Here is a 24,350-nt window from a genome sequence, read left to right as displayed (position 1 = left end):
CGCCGACTGCCGATAGCGTCGATTACTGCGAACTGCTGTCGCTGGAGCTCGACTGGTCGAGGACGATATTGAGCGCTTCACCGCCGCGCTCACCGACCATCTCGACAAAGGTATCGCGGATCGGACGCGCCAGCTCACGGAACTGGTTACGCTCCTCCTCATCGAGTCGGATGATCTGAATGTCGCTGTTCTGCTCGATGGTGTTGAGACGCTCCTCGTTGAGGTTGGTCTGAATGTCGTGCCCCTTCTGCACCATCTCGTCGATAGTCGACTCGAGCATCTGCTGCTGCTCGTCGGAGAGCCCTTCGTACCACTCCTGATTGGCGATCAGGTTGGCGATGAACTGCGACTGCTCGGCGAAGATCATGTAGTCCTGAACTTCGTAGAAGCCCATGTTTTCGTGGGCCCACACCGGCTGAATGTTGCCCTCGGCCTGACCCTGCTGCAGCGCGCTGTAGAGCTCGCCGTAAGCGATGGTGATCGGCGAGGCGCCGTAGGCTTCATAAGTGGCGCGCAGCAGACTGTTGTCCATGACGCGAATCTGCAGCCCCTGCATATCGGCCGGGGTATGAATCGCCTTGTTGGCGGTCCATACCTGATAGCCCTCGGGCAGCGCGGCCAGCGGCACCAGATCGCGGTCGCGGAACGACTGCTGCCAGGCATCGCTTTTCATGAAGGCATCGGAGTTGAGAATCTCCGTCGTTTCCAGCTGGTCGTTCGGCATGACGTAGTTGAGGTTCATCAGCTGACTCTCGGGTACGGTTCCGCCGAGGAAACCGGAGCCGAATGAAAGCGGAATGGAGCCCCCCTGAATAGCATCGTAGAGCGCCGAATAACTGGAGCCCCAGACACCGTAGGGCAGGATTTCGACCGTTACGTCGCCACCGCTTTTCTCTTCGATGAGCTGCTTGAAGGCCTGAGCGTATTCGTACTGCACGCTGCCCTCGGTCTCCTCGAGGCCGAAGCGCCAAGTGTCGGCGAGCACCGATTGAGCAGCGCCCATCATGCTGAAAGCGATTACACCAGTTGCGATTTTGCGCATCTGCATACGGATACCTTTAGTCATTATTTACCGTTTTCAGAAAAGATCAGCGACCGGTTTCTGTCAAATCATGTTACAAAACCGCGCTGTCCCCGCGACATCGAAGATACAACCTAACACACTTTGCACCGGACCTGCGGCGTTGCTTTAACGGACTGCTATGCCCTGCCATCCCTGGCGGGCGCCCTATGGGCCGCCACTGCGTGGCGTCAAAAATCGCTCCCGGCGATTTTTTGAGCCAGACTTGGATGCCTGAACCTCTTTGCATCAAGGAGCCAAAGCTGCAACATCCCCACCGTTCGACCCAACCCCTGATCACTTTGGCAGCACGCTGCGGCTACGCCGCCAAGGGCGCGGTCTATATCCTGATCGGCTGGCTCGCCATCCTGGCCACCCTCGACATGGGCGGACGTCGCGGTGGCACCACTCAGGCAATCCGTGAGGTGGCCAGCCAGCCCTTCGGCGGTGTGCTGCTGGCTTTATTGGCTGCAGGCCTTTGTGGCTACACCAGTTGGCGACTGGTACAGGCACTTTTCGACGCCGAACACAAGGGACGCAGCGCACGCGGCATCGCCGTGCGTCTGGGTTATGTGCTCAGTGGCGCCGTTTACGCCGGTATCGCGATCAACTGCGCCCAGCTGCTTCTTGATGTCGACAGTATTTCCAGCTCTACCAGCAGCCAGGTACGCACGCTGATGCAACAGCCCGGCGGGGTCTTGCTATTGATTGTGATAGGCGTCGGCTTTTTTGGCGTTGGACTGCGCCAGATATGGCGCGGCTGGCAGCGCAGCTATCGGAAGAACTGGCACCTGAACGAGATGAGTCATCGCCAGCGACTGGTCGCCGACGCCGTCTCACGCATCGGCCTTACCGCCCGTGGCCTTGTCTTCATTATTATTGCGGGATTTCTGTGTCTTGCCGCACTACAGACCGATCCTGACGAGGCCCGCGGACTCGGCGGTGCGCTACGAATACTCGCCGAGCAGCCCTTCGGCCGCTGGCTGCTGATGGCGGTAGCGCTGGGTCTGATCGCCTATGGCGGTTACTGTCTGGTCAACGCCCGCTTTCGCATTGTCGACGCACGCTGACCGTGGCGCGTGTTGGCGGTTCAGGCACTGCTGGCGGCATCGTTGGCCGGCTGACAAAGCGTCGCGGATCGTCTCTCCTTTTCGAGCCGATTACGGCCCTCTCGCTTGGCACGATAGAGCGCCCTGTCGGCGCGCTCGAAAAGTGCAGCAGTGTGGTCGCTGATCTCGACCTTCACGCTACCGCCGCTGAAGGCGATCACCCCATGCCTCGCAGGGAGCCTCTCGGCACGCTGGCGCAGCGCCCTGTCAAAGCTGTCGGCGCCCATGTCCTCACCGCAAAGCAGCACGCAGAACTCCTCGCCGCCGTAGCGGCCCAGGGCAATCTCCTGATCGTGCGCGACCGCCTGAAGCAGCGCGACGAAGTGACGCAGCACTTCATCGCCGTAGGGATGCCCATGGGTATCGTTGATGCTCTTGAAATGATCGAGGTCATAGAGCAGCAGCGTCACCGGCTTGCCACCGCTGCGATAGCGTTCGAGACAGCGGTCAAGATGGTCGTGGAAAGCAGCATGGTTCAGCAGCCCGGTCAGGCTGTCGCGGCGCGCCTGTTCGCGCATGCGGGCCGCGAACCGGCGCAAGCGTCGCTTTTCCCGCAAAAGACGCTGCCGATGGCCGGTCATCAGAACATAAAGCAGCACCAGGCAGATGCAGTAGGTGATAAAGAGATCCGCCATTTTCTGCTGAGGCGCTCGGTAGTCGGCGATTTCAACCAAGCCGGCCCCTTCGGCCGCCACCAGCAACGCGGGTATCAGCACGAAGCCCCCGGCCATCAGCCAGCGTCTTGTCACCGTAAAGCGCATGGTGCTCAGCAGATAGGCGGCCAGAAGTAGATAAAGCAGCAGCCCCGGGCCTTCAATGCCGTAATTGAAAAACCAGTGCACCGGCAGTACCACGCCCACCACCAGAGCGGACATCAACCAGGCCAGACGCTGGGCGTTTTGCCCCCGGCGGGCACGCCACCAGGCCGCAAACCCCAGCACGGCCACCGCGCCCAAAAATATCGCATGAAAGATGGGAATGATCTGCAGCGCGCAACTGACCATCACACTCAGCAACAGCCCGCAGGCGCCGGCGAATATAAACAGACAGTGCATACGCTGTGCCGGCGAGTTCGAGCTGCCCCCCAGCACCCGCCATAGCCACTGCGTTTTGTTCCCCATCCTTCCCCCGCTAACCGAGTGCCGGCAACCCCGAACCGATAAGGGGCAGCCCTGGCGTTACGGGTTCAGGCGCGCAAGGCGCAGCATGCCACCCGGGACGTCAATCCACCGCAGAAGGGGATTATTGTACCTATCGACCTCCAGTATCATAAGTTAAATTAAAATCAGGGGGGCTCACTCCCCCAGATAGCGCGTACGCAGGTGGCGCCGATAGTGCGCCGGGTTGAGCGATTCACCGCTGGCGCGGCGGATCAACTCGTCGGTGTCATACAGGCTGCCCTGCTGCCAGACGTTGGTCTTCAGCCAGTAAAAAAGCGGCTTCAGGTCGCCGGCGGCGATGCGCTCGTCGAGGTCGGGCCGTTCGCGGCGGGCGGCGGCCATCAGCTGGGCAGCCAGCATGGCGCCGAGACTGTAGGTGGGGAAGTAGCCGAAGGCGCCGTCGGTCCAGTGGATATCCTGCAGGCAGCCGTCGCGGTAGTTGCCGCGGGTGTCGAGTCCCAGCAGGCGCTGCATACCCTCGTCCCACAGCCCGGGAATCTCCTCCACTTCGATGTCGCCCTCGATCAGGGCGCGCTCGATGTCGTAGCGCAGCAGAATGTGCGCCGGATAGCTGACTTCGTCGGCGTCGACGCGGATCAGCCCCGGCTCGACGCGCTGCGCCAGCCGCACCAGATTGTCGGCCTCGAACGCCGGCTGGTCGCCGAACTGCTCGACCAGCCAGGGGCGCAGGCAGCGCAGAAAGGCGGCGCTGCGTCCCAGCTGCATCTCGAAGCTCAGGCTCTGGGATTCGTGTACCGCCATCGAGCGCGCCTTTCCCGCCGGCTGGCCGCGCAGCGCCGCGGGCAGGTTCTGCTCGTAGCGGGCGTGGCCGGTCTCGTGGATGATGCCCATCAGCGACGAGAAGCACTCATCCTCACGATATCGCGTGGTCAGGCGCACATCCTCCGGCACGCCGCCGCAGAAAGGGTGCAGGCTGACATCCAGCCGGCCGTGCTCGAAGTCGAATCCCAACCAGTCCATCATGCGCTGCCCCAACCGCTGCTGATCCTGCTGCGGGAAGGGGCCGCGCGGCGTGGTGTAGTCAACCGTGGCGCGCTGGTGTTCGACCACTTCCTGCAGCAGTCCCGGCAGCCACTGGCGCATATCGGCGAACAGGCGGTCCAGCTCGGCAACGCTCATACCGGGCTCGAACTTCTGCAGCAGCGCCTCGTAGCGCGAGCAGCCCGCCGCTTCGGCGCGGATTGTCGCCTCCTCGCGGGCGAGGCGAACCACCTCGCGAAAGGGCTCGAGAAACCCCTGCCAGTCGTTGTCTGCCCGGCAGCGGCGCCAGGCTCGCTCGCCGCGTGCGCCGGCCAGCGACTGCGCCTCGACCAGCGACGGTGGCAACACCCGAGCATCGTCGACCTCGCGCTTCATTTCGCGCAGATTGGCACGCTGGGTGTCGTCAAGAGTCGAGGGGTCGACGTCGTCGAGCAGCCCGCGGGTGGCGTCGTCGGTCAGACTTTCGTGCATCAGTACCTGCAGCTCGGCAATAGCCGCAGCGCGCGCCTCGCTGCCACCGGAAGGCATCAGAGTGAGCTGATCCCAGCCGGCCATGGCGCCCAGGTGGGCATAGCGGGAGAGTCGCGCGAAGCGCGCTTCGAGCTTGCAGTAGGCATCGGTCATGGCCGGAGCGTCCTTTGGGCAGTGGGAACATCGCAGGTACGACCACCAACTCTACCAACCGTGAAGGCTTTGTCACGCCGGCTCGATCACGAAACCATCGCGCGGGAAGTGCACCCTGACCGGGCCGATGGTACTCCCCTCGAACTCTGCGTGACGCTCGAGACTGATAGTGTCGCGACTCAGTTGAACCAGCCTGCCAGAGGTGCATTCCACGCCGTAGTCACGCGCATGGACGTTGACCGTGGAACCAGGATCAAAGCCGAGCGAGGGATCGTGCTCGCCGGCCAGCGGCTGCCACTGTGTACAGGCGGCGGCTACGTCATGGGCATGTGCCTCGCTCAGCTCATGGCGCTCAACCCGGCCGAAGGCGCTCATTTGGGCGAACCATTCGAGCAGCCGTGGATGGCCGTCAATGCTCGCCGCCACACCCGGATTGCTGCGTACATACCAGATCGGATGATAGAGCGCGAAATCCGCAAGCGTCGGCATTTCACCAAGCAGGAAGGGACGCGGCGTCAGCTGCGCCTCCAGCCTGGCCAGACCGGGCGCCCAGAGCGCCCGCGAGAGCTGCTCGTCGGGGAGCGATACGCTGCCGCCACTGAATAGTTCAGCACGGTCGGCCTGAAATTTCGCCAGGCCCTCCTCGCCAAGCTTTTCCACCAGTGCCGCACGCCCCTCGGGGCGAAACAGCACCGGAATAGCGGCAAGAAAAAGTCGGTCACCCAGTGCCTCCAGCGCCACGATCTCGACAGCGCGATCAGCAGGCAGCAATGTTTCGGTATAACCAGCGCGCGCCGCGATTACGCGGGTGATCAGCGCCGTATCGCAGTACAGATCGCGACCGATTTGCAGCGTCGGCGTTTTACGATAGCCGCCGGTCAACGCCAAGTAGTACGGCTTGGGCAGAATGCGCGGAATGCGCACCGAAGCCCACTCGAGACTGCAATAGCCCAGCAGCAAGCGCACCTTTTCAGCATAGGGGGAAGCTTCGAAGTGATGCAGCAACAGCTCGCTCATGACGCATTTCCTCGCATTTCGCGTGTCGGCTCTATAAGCGATATTGCTGATAAAGCGGATCGATATTCAGATAGCTTCCGATAAAACCGGCTACGGCTTCTTTTTCGATACCGGTGAATACCTCAAGGCCGGCTGAACGCATCATTTCGATACCACGGCCCTGATTCAGGGGATGCGGATCAATCAGAGCGACGTACACACGCTGGACCCCGCGATCGATCAGCGCCTGCGCGCAGGAAGGCGTTCGCCCTCTGAACGAGCAGGGCTCCAGAGTGACGTAGGCCTCCACGCTGCCTGCGCCATCCGGCAGCTTCGATAGAGCTTCCACCTCTGCATGATGATGGCCTGGAAACCGGGTATAGCCTTCAGCAAGTATCTCGCCCTGCGAAACCAGCACGCAGCCAACGGGCGGATTGGGAAGGCAGTCGGGGAGCGCCCGGCGGGATAGCGATAACGCTCTACTCATGAAATCGGTTCGTGTAGAGAAGATTTCTGAGCACGCGTCATTCGCCATGGTCACGGCATCACCATCGACGCCGCATTGAAATCGCCGGGGCTGTCGTGGGCTTCACGCCAGGCGGCCAGCTCGGCGATCGATACCAGCGGATAGCCGTGGTCCTCGGCGTAGTCGGCCAGTGCCTCGCCGCCCATCATGGTGCCGTCGTCGTTCATCAGCTCGCACAGCACGCCGGCGCGGCCGTGGCCGGAGAGGCGCACCAGGTCGATGGTCGCCTCGGTGTGGCCGCGCCGCGCCAGCACGCCGCCGGCGCGGGCGCGCAGCGGGAAGATATGCCCGGGGCGGGCAAGGTCCTGCGGTTGCGCGCCGTCAGCCACGGCAGTGCGCACGGTCACGGTGCGGTCATGAGCGCTGACGCCGGTGGTGACTCCCTCGCGCGCCTCGATGGAGACGGTAAAGCCGGTTGAGTAGCGGCTTTCGTTGCGGCGTACCATGGGCGGCAGTTCGAGCCGGTCGGCCTGTTCGCCGGTCAGGCAGAGGCAGACGATACCGCTGCCATGGCGAATCATCTGCGCCATCTGGCGCTCGGTGAGCGTCGCGGCGGCGAAGATCAGGTCGCCTTCGTTTTCACGCTCGGGGTCGTCGGTGACCACCACGCCTTCGCCGCGCGCCAGGCTGTCGAGGGCAGCGCGCACGCGCTGCTCGGCGCTTTCAAAAGAGAAGTTCTGATGCTGTGACATAAGGTGTCTGCTCCAGGTTCGCCCACAGGAGGGTGTTGACAAATCAGGCGAGCGAAGGCAAGACAAGGCAAAATTGACCGAAAACGCGGAGTTTACATGGGGTAAATGAGCATTTGAGGTCAATTTTAACGCCGTATTGTCGAGCGCAGCCCTTTTGTAAACGCCCTCCAGAGCGATGACAGGGAACAGGGCACGACAGGAGCAATGGCAGGACGCCCGGCGCGGTCGCGGGACGACGCGGGCTGTCGATCCTCTCCCATCCGGACTATCACCGTCGGCACCGGAATCTCACCGGTTCCTGCATACCCTGGTACGCTCGCGGGCTCGTTCGCGGCCGCCTGGAGGCCGCAACATCACCGCCGGTGGGGACTTGCACCCCGCCCTGAGGATCCGATTCGCATGGCGAATCGCCTCGGAGGGTAGCGCTTCGAGGCGGCCACGGCAATGCGCACTTCGCCTCAATGAAACGTTGGCCACGATATGGCAAGAAAGAAGGCTTCGGGCCAATAATGGAAAGCGCCCTTCTCTGCCAGCCGACAAGGAGATCGTTATGCCCTCGACACTCAGACTACTGTCTCGCCCACTCTACGGCGGTCTGCTGATGGCCGGCATCAGCCTCGGCGGTAGCACCCATGCCGACGATGGCGCGGCCCGGGTGGTCGCCGACGACCCGGCCTTCCATGCACTGATCGACAGCGATGCCATACCCGAAAGACTCTACGGCGAGGCGCTGTGGAGCGAAGGACCGCTGGCGCTGCCGCAGGGCGGGGTGATCTGGAGCGATATCAAGAGCAACCGGGTGCTGATCTGGCGCGAGGGAGAGGGCGTCAGTGAGTGGCTGAAGCCGGCGCAGTTTCACAACGGCCATGCGCTCGATCAGCAGGGCCGGGTGGTCGCCGCCTCCCACGGGCGACGCGGCGTCGAGCGACGCGAAGAGAACGGCGAGTGGCGCCTGCTGGTGGATATCGACGGCATGAACAAGCTCAACAGCCCCAACGACCTGGTGGTCGACACCAATGGCGATATCTGGTTTACCGACCCCACCTTCGGCATCGACGTTCCCGAGGAGGGATATGGCGGCCGCGCAGTGACCGGCGGCGAGTTCGTCTATCGCTTCGACCCACAGCGCCACGAACTGACCCGGCTCGAGACGTCGATGGTGAAAACACCCAACGGGCTGGCTTTCGCCCCCGGCGAACATATCCTTTATATTGCCGACTCCCAGCAGGCCCACGACCGCGACGATGACAGCCTCAACCACCACATTGTCGCCTACGACGTCGACGAGAACGGCGCACTGAGCGGCGCTCGCGTATTCGCCGAGGTATCCCCCGGCGTGCCGGACGGCATCAAGGTCGACGAACAGGGCAATGTCTGGTCGAGCAGCGACAGCGGCATTCAGGTTTTCAGCCCCGCGGGGAAGCGACTGGGCCGCATCGAACTGCCCGAGCGCACCGCCAACCTGGCGTTCGGCCGTGGCGACGACCGGGCGGTCTATATCACCGCCAGCGCGAGTCTCTACCGGGTGCCGGTAAAGGTCGACGAGGCCAACCGCTGACTCCCGACTCTGTCCATGACATCAGGGCGTTGGTAGTCCCAGCGCCATTTTGAGCAGCGGCCGCTCGGGCGGTGTCGAGATGCGAAACTCACTCGCCAGAATCAGCTGCACGATGGCGGTATGCAGATGCTCGCACTGTCCCAGGTTGAGCGAGGCGCGCGGGTTCTCCAGCATCCAGCCCTGCAGCTCCTCGACTTCCTCCAGCTGGCAGACCCCCTGCATGACGGCGCTGCGCTTGCGGTATTCGATCGGCATCAGACGCTCTCCTCGTGTCGCGCACGTTTGATATCCCCGGACGATGCCGCACCGGCAGCGGTCGCCCGTTTCAGCAGCGCCGGGGCATTGAGTACCAGCAGCACCCGACCGTCGCCGGTCAGCGCGCTGCCGGCAAAGATATCGAACTGCGCCATGATGCCCTCCATGGGCTTTTGCACGATATCCATGCTCTGGCGGAACTCGTCGACTACCAGCCCCACCTTGTGGTTGTCCACCTCCAGAATCAGCACCGCCTGCTCCTCGGGCGGCTCCTGCGGCCCCTCCAGCCCCAGCAGCTGACGACTGCGGTGAACCGGAATCAACTCATCGCGCAGCGCCATCACCTCGGTCTGCTTGACGCGATTGAAGGCGCTGCGCGGCAGCCGCACGGTTTCGCGGATAATCGGCATCGGCACGCCGTAGTACTGGTTGTCGATATCCACCACCAGTACCCGGGTGACGGCCATCGACATCGGCAGCATGATGCGCATGGTGGAACCCGCGCCCTTCTCGCTCTGGATCACCAGCCGGCCACCGACCTCCTGAATGGCACTCTTGACCGCGTCCATGCCCACGCCGCGGCCGGACAGGTCGGAGACCTGATCGGCGGTGGAGAAACCGGGCAGCAGAATCAGGTTGAGCGCTTCCTCCTCGCTCATGCCGTCGAGTTCGTGCTCATCCACCAGCCCCTTCTGATAGGCGCGCTGCATGATCGCCTGGGCGTCGATGCCGCGACCGTCGTCGCTCAGCTCAATCATGACGTGGTCTTCCATGGTCGCGGCGCGCAGCGTCACGCGGCCGGTGGCGGGCTTGCCGGCTGCCGTGCGCTCGGCGGGAAGCTCCATGCCGTGATCGAGGCTGTTGCGGATCAGGTGGGTGAGCGGGTCGCCGAGACCGCCGATAATGTTCTTGTCGGCCTCGGTCTCCTCTCCTTCGGTGACCAGCTCCACTTTTTTGTCGAGCTTGCGGGCGATATCGCGCACCAGCCGTGGAAAGCGCTGGAACACCGTCGACATGGGCACCATGCGCGCCGACATGACGGCGTCCTGGATGCGATTGGAGATACGGTCGATGTTGGCCTGGCTGACCTTGAGTTCGCGCACCAGCTCGTCACGGTCGTCGCCGTTTTCGATCCGCCGGGCCAGAAAGGGCAGCGCGTTCTTGGCCACGATCAGCTCGCCGGCCAGATTCATCAACTCATCGATGCGGTGCTGCTCCACGCGCAGCGGGCGGCTGTCGGCATGGCCGCCGGAGGACTCGCCGCCGCGGTCGCTCGACTGACGCCGGCTCGCCGGCGCCGAAGCGCCCGAGGTTTCACGCTCGGCCGGCGCTGCTGCAGCGCCACCAGCGGATGCCGTGGCGCGCTCCTGATCCGCCCCACGCTTTTGATTCGCTTCACTCTTGTGCTCTGCTCTACCCTGCTGATCCGCTTCGCTCGCCGTCGGCTCGCTATTGGCGGGCGTTGCGACGTCCTCACTCTGCGACTCGGCGGGCAGCTCGCTGTCCAGCCAGCTCAAGAGCGGCGCTTCACTGTTTTCGCTGCGCGCCTGCTCTCCGGCGGCCTGCAGCGTTTCCAGCGAGTGCTCGCGGCGCTGTTGCGCCAGTATCTCGCCGATCACCCGGACTACTGCGTCCAGTCGCCCGGAACGCTGCGCTTCCTCGACGGGGGTAAGTAGCACGCGCCGCTGTTCAGCCAGCATTTCACGCGCCACCTCATCGTCTGTGTCCGCCTCATCGTCTGTGTCCGCCTCATCGTCACTGGCAGCGGCATCATCCGCGTGCGCTGCGAAGAGCGCTTCCAGCTCCGGCGAGTCGCCGCCCGGCGCCGCCGTAGCCGAACCCTCGGGGGCGGCAGCCGGCTCCTGAGCCTTGTCATGCTCGGCGGACTGCGCTTCGAACAGCGCCTCCAGTTCCGGCGAGTCGCCCGCCGGCGTGTCGGCCTCCGCCTCTCCGTCAGCGGCCTGTGGTATGGCGTCCTCGCTATCGTCTGCCTGCAGTGCGGCGCTCACCTCCTGCCACTGGCACTGCGCCTGTGCCGCGCCCAGGTGTTGCGTCATGGCATCATGGGTGGTGACGGTCAGCGCCATGAACGCCAGTGTGCAGTGGTAGGGATCGAATAGCTCCATATCGGGCCAGGGCTCGCGCGGCGCGGCGCGAAAGCCGATCAGCCCGGGCAGTGCAGCGATATCGGCGAGAGGATCGCCGCCGTCGTAGATGGCACTCTCTTCGGGGCGCCAGGTCAGCGCCAGCACGCTCGCCTGCGGCACTCGGCGCGCCTCCTCGCGCGCTTCATGCAGCCACGCCGGCGGCAGCGCGGCGACCCATTCGGGGGCCTCGGCAGGCGGCTCGGCGGGACTTTCCGGCGGCGCGATGGTCGCACCGCTCTGCGGCACCTCGCTACCCAGCCGCGCGATCAGCGCCGTAGCCGCCGCTTCGGCATCGTCGGGCAGCTCGCCGTGCTGGTCGAGATGATCGAGCCAGCCGTTGAGCTGGTCGAGCACGTCGAACAGCAGGTCGATATAGTCGCCGGTCAGATCGAATTCGCGCCCGCGCAGGCGGTCGAGACCGTCCTCGGCAACGTGCACCAGCCGGTAGAGGGCGTTCAGGTTATCAAACATGCCCGAGGTGCCCTTGAGGGTATGGATGCTGCGAAACAGCTCATCCAGCCGGTCGCTGGCATCGGGCGTTTTTTCCAGCGCCAGAATGGTTTCGCTGGCGGACTCCAGCATATCGCGCGCTTCGACGATATAGGACTCAAGCAGTGAGTTCATGAGCAGGCTCCTGTCTCGCGGTTGACGGCAGCCCTGGCCTCGGGCTCGGGGTGGCCGAGAAGAGTAACGATCAGTTTTTCAAGATGCTGTGGATCGGTCGGTTTCACCAGATAGAAATTGGCGCCGGCGGCGTAGGCCTGACGGCGGTCGTCGGGCTTCGCTTCGGTGCTGATCATGATCGCCGGTATGTCACACCATTCGGCGCTCTCGCGCACGCTGCGAATAAAGCGATAGCCGTCCATAAAGGGCATGTTGACGTCTACCAGCATCAGATCGCAGGGCGCCTGCGCCAGCTTTTCGAGCGCTTCGACACCGTTTTCCGCTTCGACCACGCCATGGCCGATAGCGGTCACCAGTTGACGGTGAAACATGCGCACCGTCAGGGCGTCGTCAACGATCAGAATCTGTTTCATGGCTCGCTCCGGGGTCGTTTCCACGGCTTCTGGTAAACCAGTGCATGTTTGAACCTGCGTACCTGATACGACGAGGAGATACGGCTCATCGATTCGGAGTGACCGAGGAAAATGAAGCCGCCTTCATCCAGGGCGTCGTAGAGAATGCTGGCCGCCCGGCGGCGCGACGCATCATCGAAATAGATCAGCAGATTGCGACACAAAATGATGTCGAAATCGCGATAGCCCCGCAGATGCTCGGGCTCCAGCAGATTGACCCGCGAAAAACTGACCGCATCGCGAATGAAGTCGGCGATCTGCCAGCGGCCGCCGCCCAGCTCGTTGAAGTAGCGCCGGCGCAGTTCGCTGTCCACATGCTGCAGCGAACGACCGGTGTAGACGCCCAGCCGGGCACGCTCCAGCACGCTGGTGTCGATATCGGAGGCAACGATCTCGACGTCGACGCTGTCGATCAGCGGCCAGCGCGACAGCAGCGTCAGCGCCAGCGAATAGGGCTCCTCGCCGGTGCTGGAAGGGATCACCCAGATACGGATCGGTCGGCTGCCCTCGCGACGCCGCATGACCTCCTCCAGCACCTCTTCGACCAGACAGTCGAACTGGTAACGCTCACGCATGAAATAGGTCTCGTTGACCGTCATGGCGTTGACGAGGTTCTGAAACTCATCGCCGACCGCCCTGAAGCGCAGGGCAGCGAAGTAGCCGCGAAACTCCTCGTGACCGGTGAGCCGCATGCGCTCCAGCAGGCGTTTGTCGACGAAGTAGCGCTTGGAGTCCTCGAAATAGATACCGGTGCGGCGATAGAAATAGTCACGAAAGCGGCCAAAATCGGCGTCACTCAGGGTCACCGCGGTTTTGCGCAGGCTGTGCATGGTCTCAGCCATCGGACGAGTCCTCGATACGCCGATAAACGGCGTCGATGACAAACCCCAGACAGGGGTCATCACCCACCCGCTCACGCAGTCGGGCGAGCAGCGGCAGTGCGCGACCGTCGCCGATCTCCATCAGACGGTCGAGCGCCGCGCCCAGCACGTTGGGGTGGCTTTCATGCTCCAGAAGCCACATCAGCCAGACAGGACACTGCTGGTGGGGCATGCCCCCCAGCACGTCCAGTGCCATGATGCGCACGTCCGCGTCCGGGTCGCGCAGCAGCTCTTCCATATGCGGCGCCATCTCGGCGGGTCGGGTCTGCAGCACGGCTACCGCACCGCTTCGCAGTTCGGCGCTGTCGCTGCGCAGCAGTTCGATCAGACCTTCGGTAGCCGTCTCGTTGTGCTGATATTCGAGCGCCGTAAAGAGGGTCGCACGCACGCTGTGTTCGGGTTCAAGGCGCAGACACCGCAGTAGCGACGATGCCGCCTCGGGGGAGTCGGCCAGCCCCCTTGCGGCCGCCCGTCGCACGGCAGGCGTCGGATCGTACAGATCGCCTGCCGCGATGTCGTTATCACCACCACGGCTGTCAGGCGTCCCGGAGCAAATTGCGCTGCGCCTCAGAGGGGCCATCGAAGCTCTCCTGCACTCATCATCAGGTTGCGGCCAGCCACTGCATCAGTTGCGCGGCCATGTCGCGGCTGTCGCACACCACCTCGGCGCCACCGCTTTCGATCAGCACCCGCGGCATGCCGTAGACCACCGCGCTGCGCTCGCTCTCGGCCAGCGTCAGCGCGCCCCGGCGATGGGCGTCGGCCATCTCCTCGGCGCCGTCGTAGCCCATGCCGGTCAGCTGCACGGCAATCAGCCGAGACGGGGTAACCACCTCCAGCACGGAGGCCACCAGCCGCGAGACGCTGGGGTGCCAGAGGTAGCGATCGCTGCTCGGCAGGCTCTTCGCTACCAGCGTCGTGCCGCGCCGCACGATGCGCATGTCGGCCTCGCCACGCGCCATATAAACGTTGCCGGGCTGCAGCCTGACCGGGCCGCGCACCTCCTGTACCTCGACGGCGCACTTGTCGTTCAGCCGTGCGGCGAACACTTCGGTAAAGCGCGCCGGCATATGCTGGGCGATAACGATGGGGATCGGGAAGTCGGCCGGCAGCTCGCCCAGAATGGTCTCCAGGGTGCCCGGACCACCGGTGGAAACGCCGATGACCACCAGTTCCCGCTGCGGCGGTCGGGCAAAGGTGACCGCCGCCGTGTTGCGTCTTGCCGGCGCCGTGACCGGCGGCTCGTCGGCGACCGCTGCCGAGGTGCGCTCGGGCGTGCCACGGCGATTACCGGCCGCAGCGCGCACCCGGTCGATCAGCGCATCGGCTACTGTCCGCATGTTGCTCGATACCGTGCCATCGGGCTTGGTGACGTAGTCGAAGGCTCCCAGTTCAAGGGCCTCGAAGGTCGACAGCGCGCCCTTTTCGGTCAGCGACGAGACCATGATCACCGGGCAGGGCGTCTCGATCATCAGGTGCGACAGACAGGTCAGACCGTCCATGACCGGCATGTTGATATCCAGCGTCACCACATCGGGGCGTCGCTCGCGACACTGCGTCAGCGCGTCCTCGCCGTTACGCGCCGTGGTCACCTCGAACTCCCCCGCCTCTTCCAAAAGGGTTCGCAGTTGGCGGCGCATCAGCGCCGAGTCATCCACCACCAGCACCCTGGTCGTCATGGCATCATTCCGTTAATGGCGCGTCGGCGACGTCACCGCTCATTTCATCGAGCTGCGCTCGTTCGTCGGCGGAGAACAGCGCCTCCAGCGTCAGCAGTTGAATGACATCGCGACTGTCGGGCAGTCTCACCAGGCGATCCACCAGCACTTCGCGCCCCAGCATGACGACCGGTGACGCTTCGAGCCACGAGCGGCGAACATGCATGACGTTGTTGACCACATCGACCAGCAGCCCGGTTTTCATGCCACGGTGACTGACCACCACGATGCGTCGCTCGCTGCCGCTCCTGTCGTCGCCGGACACTTCAGGCGCCACGCCCAGCCGCTTTGCCATGTCGACAATGGGCAGGGCATCACCGCGCAGGTTGATCATGCCGTCGAGAAATTCAGGGGTTGCCGGCACCTGAGTGGGCGCCTCGGGTCGACTGGCGATCTCGGTCACCGCTTCCAGCGGCAGACTGTACTGCTGGCCGGCAAGGCTGAACTCCAACAGCCGCAGCGATTCATCGTCATCCTCGCCCTCATCGACCGCTTCACTGCCGTCCCGGACGTCCCGCGAGGCCGCCATCGGAACGCCATACTGCTCGGCCAGCTTGCGAAAGGGCTGCTCGCTCAGAAGCGTCATCAGCGGCTGATCGGCCGCCGGCCGGCAGATCGCCTCGATGCCGGCATCCGGACCACCGGTGGACAGCGCCGGAAAGCCGCGCAGCGCGGCCGGCGCCAGCCGGACCACCTGGTTGACGCCATCCACCACCACGCCAATGCGGTACTCCCCGAGCCCCAGCACCACCACCGGCGCCCCCGCTTCGGGGAGCCCGGCCAGCCCGAACCAGGGGCCGAGCGCCAGCAGCGGCAGGGTCTCGTCGCGCAGCGTCATCAGCCCCAGCAGGTAGTCCGGAGCGTTGGGCACCGCGCTGACCTCCTCGGGCAGGCGCAGGATCTGGCGAACATGTTCGAGGTGTAGCGCAAAATGCTGTTCGGCCAGCGTAAAACTGACCAGCGAGATGTTCTGCTCACGGCTGTCATATTGCGGCGTGCCGGGGTCCGGTGACGCCGTCTGAGCGGCCCCCGAGGGCGTCGGCACCGCCTTGCGTTCGACGGGTACCAGCTGCTCCTGCACCAGCCGGGCGACATCGAGCCATTGAATCACGCGCCCTTCACTGTCGAGATGGTGACCGCGCACGCCGCTGCGCGTCGTCTCTTCTGCCGCACCGATAGCACTTTCGGCCGGCAGCGACACCACGTTCTCGACATCATCGACGCAGATGCCCAGCGTCTGCTCCAGCTCCATCATCACGATGCGGCTGTCGCTTTCGCCATCGCGATCACAGGCCAGCCCCAGCAGGTGATGCAGAGCGATGATCGGCACCACGCTGCCGCGCAGACTGGCCAGCCCCAGCAGCGCCTGCTGCGACATCGGCAGACGACGTATGGCGGGACGACGCAGCACGCCGCTGACCTGACGCATCGGCAGGGCAAAACGCTCGCCGCCCAGCCGGCAGATGACGACGCCGCTGTCGTCGCTTGTTTGCGCTTGCGATGAACTCATGCTGTCTCTCCATACAGCGGCTTTCGCCGCAGCTCCCGGACGCGCAGCGCCAAAGGGGCGGTTACTGGCTGTACTGCATCTCGTCGGCGATAGAGGAGATCTCCTCGACCGCGGCCGCCAGCTCTTCGGCGCCCTGCGCCTGCTCGTCGGCCGAGGTCGAGGCGTAACGCACGTTGGTGGTCGACTCTTCCGCCGACTCCGCCACCTGCTGCATGCCGGTGCGCGCTTCGCCGATTGCATTGGTGACCTCGTTGAGGCCTCCCTGCACGCCCTGGCTGCCGGTCAGCAATGAATCCCGCATGCCCTCCAGGCTGGCCACATCGGCCAGGGTGTCGCGGGCACGTTCGACGTCGCGCTCGGACCACTTCAAAAGCTCTTCGAGATCGCGCTCGAGATTGTCGGCATGGTTCTGAATGCGGCGCACCAGATCCTGAATCTCCTCGACGTTCTTGCTGGAGTCGTCGGCCAGCGTCTGGATATCGCCGGAGACGACGGCAAAGCCGCTGCCGTGTTCGCCGGCACGGGCGGCCTCGACGGCGCCGTTGACCGCCAGCATGCTGGTCTTGATGGCGATATTGGAGATGTTGTTGGCGATCCGGTCGGTCTGGCGATTGAACTGCTGGATCGACTGGATTTCGCTCAGATTCTGCTGAGCCTGCTCGAAGCCGGTTTCGACGCCGCTGATCAGCTCATCGATGGCTTTGCGGTTGTGCGACAGCAACTCCGACACGCGCTGGGTACGCGACAGGCTGTCTTCGGCCTGGCTGCCGGCGCTGTTGACGTTCTCCTCGACCTGACGCACCGCGGTCAGCGACTCCTCGGCAGCCGAGGCGTTCTGTTCGGCACCGCCGAGAATCTCGCTCAGTGCGGTCCTGACCTCGGTCGAGCCACGCTGCAACTCCTCCACCGAGGAGGCCAGGTCCTCGGCGATCGCCGCCACCCTCTCGGCATCGCGGCTCGCCTCGGTGCTCTGACGCAGGGCATCGGAGGTCTCCTCCAACTCGCGAGCGCGCGTCTCGGCCTCCTTCAGCGCGGTGTTCTGCTCGCTCAGCGAGTTGACCACCTCCTCCGAGGCGGAGGCCTGCTGCTCGGCAGCGGAGGCGACATTTTCCGAGCCCTGCTGCAGGTCGGACATCGCCGCCTCGACTTCGTCCACCGCACCATCGATCGCCTCCGTGAGGGCAGCGATCTCGCGCATCTCCTCGACGATGGCGGTAAACTGATTGTTGACATCCTCGCTGGAAGTGACCTGCTTGCCGGCCGCCTCCGCCGACTGCTTGACCAGTTCGCCGGCGCTGCCGGTGCGCTCCTGAATCTGATCCGCCAGCTGGGTAATTTCGGTGGCGCTGCGCCCGGCGGCTTCGGCCAGCCCGCGCACGGTATCCGCCACCACCGCGAAACCACGACCGTGATGACCGGCGCGTCCCGCCTCGATAGCGGCGTTGAGCGCCAGCAGGTTGGTCTGGTCAGCGATGCGCATGACGTGACCGGCGGCCTCGTTGATCGAGCCGGCCTGCTCTTCGAGCTGCTGCATCAGCGACTGCGAGCGCTGCTGGCGCTCGGCGGTACTCTTCAGACTCTCGAACAGGCTGCGGATGCGCTGCGCGGCCTGGCGCGAGCGCTGATTGGCATCATCCGCTTCAGTGCGCGAACTCTTGATCTGCTGATTGAGCGTTTTGATGCGCTCGTTGATCGAACGCACGCTGGCGAGACTCTCCTGGCTGGCAGAGGCGGACTCCTCCGCCGCCGAGGCGATCTCCTGCAGATTCTGGTTGAGCTGCTCTCGCGCCTGGCCGGATTCGGTAATACTGCTCGCCACCTGCTGGGCGGCGCTGGCGACCCGCTCGGAGGACTGCTGCTGTTTGGCCAGCGTGCGGGCCCGGCGGCGCTGCTGCTCGGCGCTCTGCTGCGCCGTCGCCGACGCGCCGCGCGCCTGCCCGCTCTGCTGGTCGTCTGACTGAATCGCGCTTTTTTTCAAAGCCATCTGACATGTCCACTGTTTGGAGCCGGATTTTCAGGCCGGGAACTGTCCGCATGCGCTTGCAACCTGCAAACAGACCCAATGAAGTCCGGAGAATTACAGGGGGCCTGGCGCACCGGGCGGGTGACACGGGATGGTCCCGCAGGGAATCGTCGGTGGTTGACCCAACATTGCTCTCGCATATGACACGCTAAAGCAAGTCAGGTCGCATTCAGCCAAGGAAAAGGGAATGAAGATTACCGTTTCTTCTCCGTTGCCGCGGTATAAAGAAACGGGTGATGCTGCCGATCACGCGTATAGCATGTGTAAAACACGAAAGCAGTGCGTCTGCCTGTCGCAGACGACAGCGGGAGAGATAGTCGGGAGAGATAGTCGGGAGAGATAGTAAAAACGGCCCGACGCCGGGTGGCGTGGGGCCGTGTCATCACGGCTGGCGAGAGGAATCAGACGTCGAAGCGGTCGTGCATCATGACCTTGTTCCAGGCGGCCACGAAGTCGCGTACCAGCTTCTCCTGTCCGCCTTTCTGAGCATAGAACTCGGCCAGCTGACGCAGCTGCGAGTTGGAACCGAAGATCAGGTCGCAGCGGGTCGCCCTGAATTTGACCTCGCCGCTGTCACGATCGTTGAGCGTGAACGTCATGCCCGCCTCGTCGACCTTCTGCCACTCGAACGCCGGCGACGTCAGATTGAGGAAGAAGTCATTGGTCAGTACGCCCGGGCGGTCGGTGAACACGCCGTGCTGCTTGTACTCGCCGTCGGAGTTGACGTCCAGCACGCGCAGGCCGCCGGTCAGCGCCGTCCACTCCGGAGCGCTGAGCTTCAAGAGCGCGGCGCGATCCAGAAAGATCTGCTCAGGCGAGACGTTGTACGTCACGTCGCTGCGGTGATAGTTGCGAAAACCATCGGAGACCGGCTGCAGCCAGTTGAAGCTCTGCACGTCGGTCTGCTCGTCGGTGGCGTCGTTACGGCCCGGCGTGAACGGCACTTCGATCTCGACACCGGCTGCCTTCGCCGCCTTCTCGACCGCCGCAGCCCCGCCCAGTACGATCAGATCGGCCAGCGACACCTTCCTGCCCGATTGAGCGCCGTCGAAGTCGCTCTTGATGCCTGCCATGACCCTGACGACCTTCTCGACCTCGGCGGGGTTGTTGACCGCCCAGTCCTTCTGCGGCGCCAGGCGGATACGACCGCCATCGGCGCCACCGCGCTTGTCGGAGTCGCGATAGGTGGACGCCGCGCCCCAGGCCACACCGATCAGCTCGGCGGTCGATAGCTCGGAGGCGAGGATCTTCGCCTTGAGATCGGCGATATCGCTTGCATTGACCAGCTCGAAGTCGACTGCCGGTACCGGGTCCTGCCAGATCAGCGCCTCTTTTGGCACTTCAGCGCCCAGATAGCGCGCTTTCGGACCCATGTCGCGGTGAGTCAGCTTGTACCAGGCGCGGGCGAAGGCATCGGTGAAGTCGTCGAAATCGTCGAGGAACTTCTCGCAGATCTTGCGATAGGAGGGGTCGACCTTCAGCGCAATATCGGAGGTCATCATCATCAGCGGATGATCCTTGCCCTCGATATGAGCGTCCGGCGTGCGTTTCGCATCCTTGTCGACCGGCGTCCACTGCAGCGCGCCGGCCGGGCTGCGGGTCTGCTCCCACTCGTACTTGAAGAGGTTCTCAAGATACTCGTTGTCCCAGCTGATGGGATTCGACGTCCAGGAGCCTTCGATGCCGTTGGTCATGGTGTATTCGGCAAACCCCTTGCCATCCGGGTTCTGCCAGCCCAGCCCCATGGCCTCGATCGGCGCGCCCTCGGGAGCCGGGCCGATCTTTTCCGGGTTGACCATGCCGTGAGACTTGCCGAAGGCGTGACCGCCGGCGATCAGCGCCACGGTCTCTTCATCGTTCATCGCCATGCGACCGAAGGTGATGCGGATATCGGCGGCCGAATCCTCGGGAATCCCCTTTTTCGCCGAACCTTCCGGGTCGACGTAGATCAGCGCCATGTTGGAGGCCGCCAGCGGCGCTTCCAGGTCGTAGTTGTCGTCACCGGGCTCGCCTGTCCAGCGCAGGGTGCGCGTGACCATCTCGTTGGGGTGACCCTCCATCGGACCCGGCGCGACTTCGGTTGCCTTCTCGCCGTTCCAGCCCTCCGGCCCCCAGTAGGTCAGGTTGTCCGGCTCCCAGGCGTCGATACGGCCGCCGGCAAAGCCGAAGGTGGGAAAGCCCATGACTTCCAGCGAGCAGTTACCGGTCAGCACGATGAGATCGCCCCAGGAGAGGGCATCGCCGTATTTCTGCTTGATCGGCCACAGCAAACGCCGCGACTTGTCGATGTTGCCGTTGTCCCACCAGGAGTTGATCGGGGCGAAGCGCTGCATCGCTTCACCGGCGCCGCCGCGGCCGTCCGCAATGCGGTAGGTGCCGGCGGAGTGCCACGCCATGCGAATCATCTGCGGGCCGTAGTTGCCGTAGTCGGAGGGCCACCAGTCGACCGAGGAGGTCAGCAGCGCCTTGATGTCCTTTTTGACCTCGGCCAGATCGAGCCGGGAGAACGCTTCGGCGTAGTCGAAATCGGGATCCTGAGGGTTCGCTTCACGGGGATTTTGATGCAGCAGTTCGACCTTGAGACGATTCGGCCACCAGTGCTGCAACGTCGGCTCGGAGCCCGCAGCTCCCCCGACCGTGTCGCCCGCGAACGGACACTTGCCGCCAATCTTCACTTCTTCGCTCATGTGTCTGTCCTTCCTCTATTGAATCGAGCACCGATGGGTTATCGTCAGGCGGTGCCGACAAGCTACGGTCTTGCTCCGGGCTCAGGCTTCTGATGGGCACCCCCAAAGGATGCGGATGAGCCCGAACCGATCGACCGATCAAGCATAAATGAAAGACAATGATGCTGTGTGAACACAGGTATCATTTCTTTCCAGGCGCTCCATTGACCAGGGCTATAAAGCGCGCCGCGACGTCAGGCGGCCACCCCGAAAACGAACGTTGAAGCGGCGGTATCGAACACGCCATGCAGGATCATCGCTCCCCTCTACGACGCGGCTGGACCACGGGCGCCTGCGCCACGGCAGCGGCGCGGGCAGCCTGCAGCGCGCTGCTCAGCGGCACCTTTCCCGACCCGGTCACGATCCGCCTGCCGCGCGGCCAGACACCGGCCTTCGCGCTGGCGGTGCACGAAACGGGCGAAGGCTGGGCGATGGCCGGGGTGATCAAGGACGCCGGCGACGACCCGGACGCCACTCACGGCGTGCTGGTACGCGCCACCGTCAGAGCGCTGAAAGGCGGCTCGGGCGTGGTGTTTCGCGCCGGCCCCGGCGTGGGCACGGTCACCCGCCCGGGGCTGCCGATCCCGCCCGGCGAGCCGGCGATCAATCCGGTACCGCGCCGTATGATCGTCGAGGCGCTGGGCGAGGCGGTGCACGAGGCCGGCGGCTACGCCCAGCTCGATTTCGAAGTCACCATCGCCATCGACGACGGCGAACGCATCGCCCGCGACACCCTCAACGGCCGGCTGGGCATCGTCGGCGGGCTGTCGGTACTGGGCACCACCGGGGTGGTGATCCCCTTCTCCTGCTCGGCCTGGATTCACTCCATCCATCGCGGCATCGATGTCGCCCGCGCCCGCGGCTTCGACCATATCGCCGGTGCCACCGGCGCAACCTCGGAAGCCGCCGTCCAGGCCCACTACGGCCTCGACGACAGCGCCCTGATCGAGATGGGCGATTTTGTCGGCGGCATGCTCAAGTATCTGCGCGCCCATCCGGTGCCCAGGGTCACGGTGGCCGGCGGTATCGCCAAGATGAGCAAGCTCGGCCAGGGAATGCTTGATCTGCACTCGCGACGCGGTGCGGTCGATCTCGAGCGGCTGGCCGGGCTGGCCGCCGGCGCCGGAGGCGACAGCGTTTTGCAACATCGCATGCTGGCGGCCAATTCAGCGCTGGAAGCCTTTGAACTGGCCGCAGCGGCGGATATCGCGCTGGGCGATCTCATTGCCGGCGAAGCGCGCGACGTCGCTTCGCGCGTTGTCAAGCGCAGCGGTATCGCCGTCGACGTGCTGGTATTCGATCGTTCGGGACGTCTGATCGGACGGGCCGATTACACCGCGTAACGGGGTTGCCGTTTCTGTCCTTATCAGTGACCATGTGGCGCATATTGCGTGCGGCTATCGGCTTCGACGCCCATTTGTCTCTGGCCGACAGGGCAATTGACCAGCTCGTGGCGTCGTTTGACTATGCTGGTTGCCGTACCAACAAGTGGCTGCCACGCGGCCCGACAATATCCTCATGACAACGAATATCCTCATGACAACAAATGGAGAACGGCCTTGAGTCAAACGCCCGACAACAGCGACAACACCCCGTCATCCGAGGGCATTCCGCCACCGACAGGTAAATCGAACCTGATCGATACCGATTACGTCATCGGTCAGGACAACATTCAAACCAGTAAATTCGGCTTCAACGTCGACCTGCACGGCAAGGTATTCACGATCTCATCGCTGGTGATTCTGCTTTTCGTGATCATCACGCTCGCCCTGCCGGAGCAGATGGCGCCGATTTTCAACGGCGCAAGAACCTTTCTGACCGACAACCTGAGCTGGCTATTCCTGCTGGCCGCCAATATCTTCGTGCTGCTTTCGGTGGTGCTGATCTTTACGCCGCTGGGCAGGGTACGCATCGGCGGCATGAACGCCACGCCGGACTTCAGCTATGCCGGCTGGTTCGCCATGCTGTTTGCCGCCGGCATGGGTATCGGCCTGATGTTCTACGGCGTGTCGGAACCGATCACCCACTACGGCACATCCATCAGCGGTGACGCCTGGGCACCGCTGGGCGGCGCCGACGGCAACCAGGCCGCCTCGCAGTCGCTGGCCATGGCCGCCACCATCTTCCACTGGGGCCTGCACCCCTGGGGCATCTACGCGGTGGTGGCGCTATCGCTGGCGCTCTTTTCGTTCAACAAGGGCCTGCCGCTGACCATGCGTTCGATCTTCTACCCGATTCTGGGTGAGCGCATCTGGGGCTGGCCGGGCCATGTGATCGATATTCTGGCGGTATTCGCCACCCTGTTCGGTCTGGCAACCTCGCTGGGGCTGGGCGCCTCCCAGGCCTCCGCCGGCCTGAACTTCCTGTTCGGTATACCCAACAACAACGTCACCATGGTGCTGTTGATCATCGGCATCACCCTGGTCGCGCTGACCTCAGTGATGCTGGGTGTCGATAAAGGCGTGCAGCGGCTGTCACAGGTCAACATGGCACTGGCCTTTATACTGCTGCTGTTCGTCATCTTCGTCGGCCCGACGCTGCTGCTCGCTACCGGCTTCGTCGAAAACCTGGGCTCCTATCTGCGCTACCTGCCGGCACTGTCCAACCCCTTCGGTCGCGAGGATACCAGCTTCGTGCACGGCTGGACCGCCTTCTACTGGGCCTGGTGGATCTCCTGGTCGCCGTTCGTGGGTATGTTCATCGCCCGCGTCAGCCGTGGCCGCAGCGTGCGTGAATTCCTGATCGCCGTACTGATCGTGCCGACCGCGGTATCGGTGATCTGGATGACGGCGTTTGGCGATACCGCCATCAATCAGCTGGTCGAAGGCTTCCAGGGAGTGCGCGATGCCAATCTCGATCTGCAGCTCTTCACCATGCTGGGCCAGTTGCCGCTGACCGCGATCACCTCCTTCGTGGGTATCGTGCTGGTGATGGTGTTCTTCATCACCTCGTCGGACTCCGGCTCGCTGGTGATCGACTCCATTACCGCCGGCGGCAAGGTCGATGCACCCAAGCCACAGCGTGTGTTCTGGGCGCTGATCGAGGGTGCCATCGCCATCGCCCTGCTGCTGGGCGGCGGTCTGACCGCGCTGCAGGCGGCGGTCATCACTACCGGGCTGCCCTTCACCATTGTGCTGCTGGCGGCCTGCTACGCCATCATCCAGGGGCTGCGCTCGGAGCCACGCGCCTGACGTTGCCGCGTCAATCCATGAAAGACCGGAGGCGGCCCGCGGGCCGCCTCCTTTCGTTGGGGTCTCAAATTCGTTGGGGTCTCAAAGTGGCGTCGG

The 24,350-nt window shown here is 64.0% G+C and carries 19 protein-coding genes and 1 riboswitch; of the genes, 4 read left to right on the top strand and 15 right to left on the bottom strand.

The genetic code is table 11. The features are described 5' to 3' along the window. Positions 1–22: 22 nt before the first annotated feature. Positions 23–1,048 (bottom strand): TRAP transporter substrate-binding protein DctP, encoded by a 1,026-nt coding sequence (gene dctP, locus H146_RS0107055; RefSeq protein ID WP_019951172.1) that lies wholly within the window; start codon positions 1,046–1,048, stop codon positions 23–25. A gap of 242 nt (positions 1,049–1,290) precedes the next feature. On the opposite strand from dctP, the gene H146_RS0107050 reads away from it, so the two are divergent. Further along, entirely contained in the window at positions 1,291–2,130 is an 840-nt protein-coding gene (locus tag H146_RS0107050; protein WP_083920812.1) for a DUF1206 domain-containing protein, read from the top strand. 20 nt (positions 2,131–2,150) lie between these two features. Here the strand turns inward: H146_RS0107050 and H146_RS20205 are convergent, their stop codons facing one another. The 5 genes from H146_RS20205 to ribB all read right to left on the bottom strand — a co-directional run bounded on the left by H146_RS20205 (position 2,151) and on the right by ribB (position 7,169). Next, positions 2,151–3,290 (bottom strand): sensor domain-containing diguanylate cyclase, encoded by a 1,140-nt coding sequence (locus tag H146_RS20205; protein ID WP_083920807.1) that lies wholly within the window; start codon positions 3,288–3,290, stop codon positions 2,151–2,153. Between the two features lie 174 nt (positions 3,291–3,464). After that, a complete protein-coding gene (locus H146_RS0107040) occupies positions 3,465–4,955 on the bottom strand; it encodes a carboxypeptidase M32 (protein WP_019951169.1) in 1,491 nt (496 codons plus the stop codon). A gap of 72 nt (positions 4,956–5,027) precedes the next feature. Next, the gene (locus H146_RS0107035) at positions 5,028–5,972 is read right to left on the bottom strand and encodes a glutathione S-transferase family protein (protein WP_019951168.1); all 945 of its coding nucleotides are present in this window, start codon (positions 5,970–5,972) and stop codon (positions 5,028–5,030) included. Between the two features lie 31 nt (positions 5,973–6,003). Then, entirely contained in the window at positions 6,004–6,486 is a 483-nt protein-coding gene (locus tag H146_RS18715; RefSeq protein ID WP_051090984.1) for a bifunctional diaminohydroxyphosphoribosylaminopyrimidine deaminase/5-amino-6-(5-phosphoribosylamino)uracil reductase RibD, read from the bottom strand. Positions 6,487–6,488: 2 nt separating this feature from the next. After that, positions 6,489–7,169: a 3,4-dihydroxy-2-butanone-4-phosphate synthase gene (gene ribB, locus H146_RS0107025; RefSeq protein ID WP_019951166.1), complete on the bottom strand. Its 681-nt coding sequence runs from the start codon at positions 7,167–7,169 to the stop codon at positions 6,489–6,491. A 244-nt stretch (positions 7,170–7,413) separates the two neighbouring features. Beyond that, positions 7,414–7,563: riboswitch (FMN riboswitch) on the bottom strand. 156 nt (positions 7,564–7,719) lie between these two features. On the opposite strand from ribB, the gene H146_RS0107020 reads away from it, so the two are divergent. After that, complete coding sequence (locus tag H146_RS0107020; protein WP_019951165.1) at positions 7,720–8,727, top strand: SMP-30/gluconolactonase/LRE family protein; 1,008 nt, start codon at positions 7,720–7,722, stop codon at positions 8,725–8,727. A 21-nt stretch (positions 8,728–8,748) separates the two neighbouring features. Here H146_RS0107020 and H146_RS0107015 read toward each other — a convergent pair whose 3' ends face one another. From H146_RS0107015 to katG, 9 genes are all read right to left on the bottom strand, one after another. Beyond that, entirely contained in the window at positions 8,749–8,982 is a 234-nt protein-coding gene (locus H146_RS0107015; RefSeq protein WP_019951164.1) for a hypothetical protein, read from the bottom strand. Further along, positions 8,982–11,753, bottom strand: coding sequence for a chemotaxis protein CheA (locus H146_RS18710; RefSeq protein ID WP_019951163.1), 2,772 nt, complete (start codon positions 11,751–11,753; stop codon positions 8,982–8,984). Before H146_RS18710 ends, H146_RS0107015 begins: the two co-directional genes overlap by 1 nt. Continuing rightward, a complete protein-coding gene (locus H146_RS0107005; protein ID WP_019951162.1) occupies positions 11,750–12,166 on the bottom strand; it encodes a response regulator in 417 nt (138 codons plus the stop codon). Before H146_RS0107005 ends, H146_RS18710 begins: the two co-directional genes overlap by 4 nt. Beyond that, entirely contained in the window at positions 12,163–13,047 is an 885-nt protein-coding gene (locus H146_RS0107000) for a CheR family methyltransferase (protein WP_019951161.1), read from the bottom strand. Before H146_RS0107000 ends, H146_RS0107005 begins: the two co-directional genes overlap by 4 nt. Next, complete coding sequence (locus H146_RS0106995) at positions 13,040–13,666, bottom strand: HEAT repeat domain-containing protein (protein ID WP_019951160.1); 627 nt, start codon at positions 13,664–13,666, stop codon at positions 13,040–13,042. Before H146_RS0106995 ends, H146_RS0107000 begins: the two co-directional genes overlap by 8 nt. A 22-nt stretch (positions 13,667–13,688) precedes the next feature. Beyond that, positions 13,689–14,765: a chemotaxis-specific protein-glutamate methyltransferase CheB gene (gene cheB / locus H146_RS0106990; RefSeq protein WP_019951159.1), complete on the bottom strand. Its 1,077-nt coding sequence runs from the start codon at positions 14,763–14,765 to the stop codon at positions 13,689–13,691. Positions 14,766–14,769: 4 nt separating this feature from the next. After that, on the bottom strand, positions 14,770–16,314 hold the full coding sequence (locus tag H146_RS0106985) for a chemotaxis protein CheW (protein ID WP_019951158.1): 1,545 nt from the start codon (positions 16,312–16,314) through the stop codon (positions 14,770–14,772). Between the two features lie 61 nt (positions 16,315–16,375). Beyond that, on the bottom strand, positions 16,376–18,298 hold the full coding sequence (locus H146_RS0106980; RefSeq protein WP_019951157.1) for a methyl-accepting chemotaxis protein: 1,923 nt from the start codon (positions 18,296–18,298) through the stop codon (positions 16,376–16,378). A gap of 440 nt (positions 18,299–18,738) precedes the next feature. Continuing rightward, positions 18,739–21,024 carry a catalase/peroxidase HPI gene (gene katG / locus H146_RS0106975; protein ID WP_019951156.1) on the bottom strand — a complete coding sequence of 762 codons (2,286 nt, stop codon included), beginning with the start codon at positions 21,022–21,024 and terminating at the stop codon, positions 18,739–18,741. A 284-nt stretch (positions 21,025–21,308) separates the two neighbouring features. On the opposite strand from katG, the gene H146_RS0106970 reads away from it, so the two are divergent. Together H146_RS0106970 and H146_RS0106965 are read left to right on the top strand one after the other, a co-directional pair. Continuing rightward, positions 21,309–22,406, top strand: coding sequence for a cobalt-precorrin-5B (C(1))-methyltransferase (locus tag H146_RS0106970; protein WP_019951155.1), 1,098 nt, complete (start codon positions 21,309–21,311; stop codon positions 22,404–22,406). Positions 22,407–22,622: 216 nt separating this feature from the next. After that, complete coding sequence (locus H146_RS0106965) at positions 22,623–24,254, top strand: BCCT family transporter (protein ID WP_019951154.1); 1,632 nt, start codon at positions 22,623–22,625, stop codon at positions 24,252–24,254. Positions 24,255–24,350 lie beyond the last annotated feature (96 nt).

Source organism: Kushneria aurantia DSM 21353, assembly GCF_000382245.1.
Taxonomy (GTDB): domain Bacteria; phylum Pseudomonadota; class Gammaproteobacteria; order Pseudomonadales; family Halomonadaceae; genus Kushneria; species Kushneria aurantia.
The sequence above is the reverse complement of the archived record's forward strand: the minus strand, read 5'-3'. Positions and strand labels throughout refer to the sequence as shown.

Excerpts from the sequence above, each read along its gene's own strand:
- cheB (WP_019951159.1), bottom strand. The coding sequence starts at position 14,765 with ATGACGACCAGGGTGCTGGTGGTGGATGACTCGGCGCTGATGCGCCGC.
- H146_RS0106980 (WP_019951157.1), bottom strand. The coding sequence starts at position 18,298 with ATGGCTTTGAAAAAAAGCGCGATTCAGTCAGACGACCAGCAGAGCGGG.
- H146_RS0106970 (WP_019951155.1), top strand. The coding sequence starts at position 21,309 with ATGCAGGATCATCGCTCCCCTCTACGACGCGGCTGGACCACGGGCGCC.
- dctP (WP_019951172.1), bottom strand. The coding sequence starts at position 1,048 with ATGCAGATGCGCAAAATCGCAACTGGTGTAATCGCTTTCAGCATGATG.
- katG (WP_019951156.1), bottom strand. The coding sequence starts at position 21,024 with ATGAGCGAAGAAGTGAAGATTGGCGGCAAGTGTCCGTTCGCGGGCGAC.
- H146_RS0106995 (WP_019951160.1), bottom strand. The coding sequence starts at position 13,666 with ATGGCCCCTCTGAGGCGCAGCGCAATTTGCTCCGGGACGCCTGACAGC.
- H146_RS0107015 (WP_019951164.1), bottom strand. The coding sequence starts at position 8,982 with ATGCCGATCGAATACCGCAAGCGCAGCGCCGTCATGCAGGGGGTCTGC.
- H146_RS0107020 (WP_019951165.1), top strand. The coding sequence starts at position 7,720 with ATGCCCTCGACACTCAGACTACTGTCTCGCCCACTCTACGGCGGTCTG.
- H146_RS0107050 (WP_083920812.1), top strand. The coding sequence starts at position 1,291 with ATGCCTGAACCTCTTTGCATCAAGGAGCCAAAGCTGCAACATCCCCAC.
- H146_RS18715 (WP_051090984.1), bottom strand. The coding sequence starts at position 6,486 with ATGGCGAATGACGCGTGCTCAGAAATCTTCTCTACACGAACCGATTTC.
- H146_RS0107000 (WP_019951161.1), bottom strand. The coding sequence starts at position 13,047 with ATGGCTGAGACCATGCACAGCCTGCGCAAAACCGCGGTGACCCTGAGT.
- H146_RS18710 (WP_019951163.1), bottom strand. The coding sequence starts at position 11,753 with ATGAACTCACTGCTTGAGTCCTATATCGTCGAAGCGCGCGATATGCTG.
- H146_RS0107035 (WP_019951168.1), bottom strand. The coding sequence starts at position 5,972 with ATGAGCGAGCTGTTGCTGCATCACTTCGAAGCTTCCCCCTATGCTGAA.
- H146_RS0107040 (WP_019951169.1), bottom strand. The coding sequence starts at position 4,955 with ATGACCGATGCCTACTGCAAGCTCGAAGCGCGCTTCGCGCGACTCTCC.
- H146_RS20205 (WP_083920807.1), bottom strand. The coding sequence starts at position 3,290 with ATGGGGAACAAAACGCAGTGGCTATGGCGGGTGCTGGGGGGCAGCTCG.
- ribB (WP_019951166.1), bottom strand. The coding sequence starts at position 7,169 with ATGTCACAGCATCAGAACTTCTCTTTTGAAAGCGCCGAGCAGCGCGTG.
- H146_RS0106985 (WP_019951158.1), bottom strand. The coding sequence starts at position 16,314 with ATGAGTTCATCGCAAGCGCAAACAAGCGACGACAGCGGCGTCGTCATC.
- H146_RS0107005 (WP_019951162.1), bottom strand. The coding sequence starts at position 12,166 with ATGAAACAGATTCTGATCGTTGACGACGCCCTGACGGTGCGCATGTTT.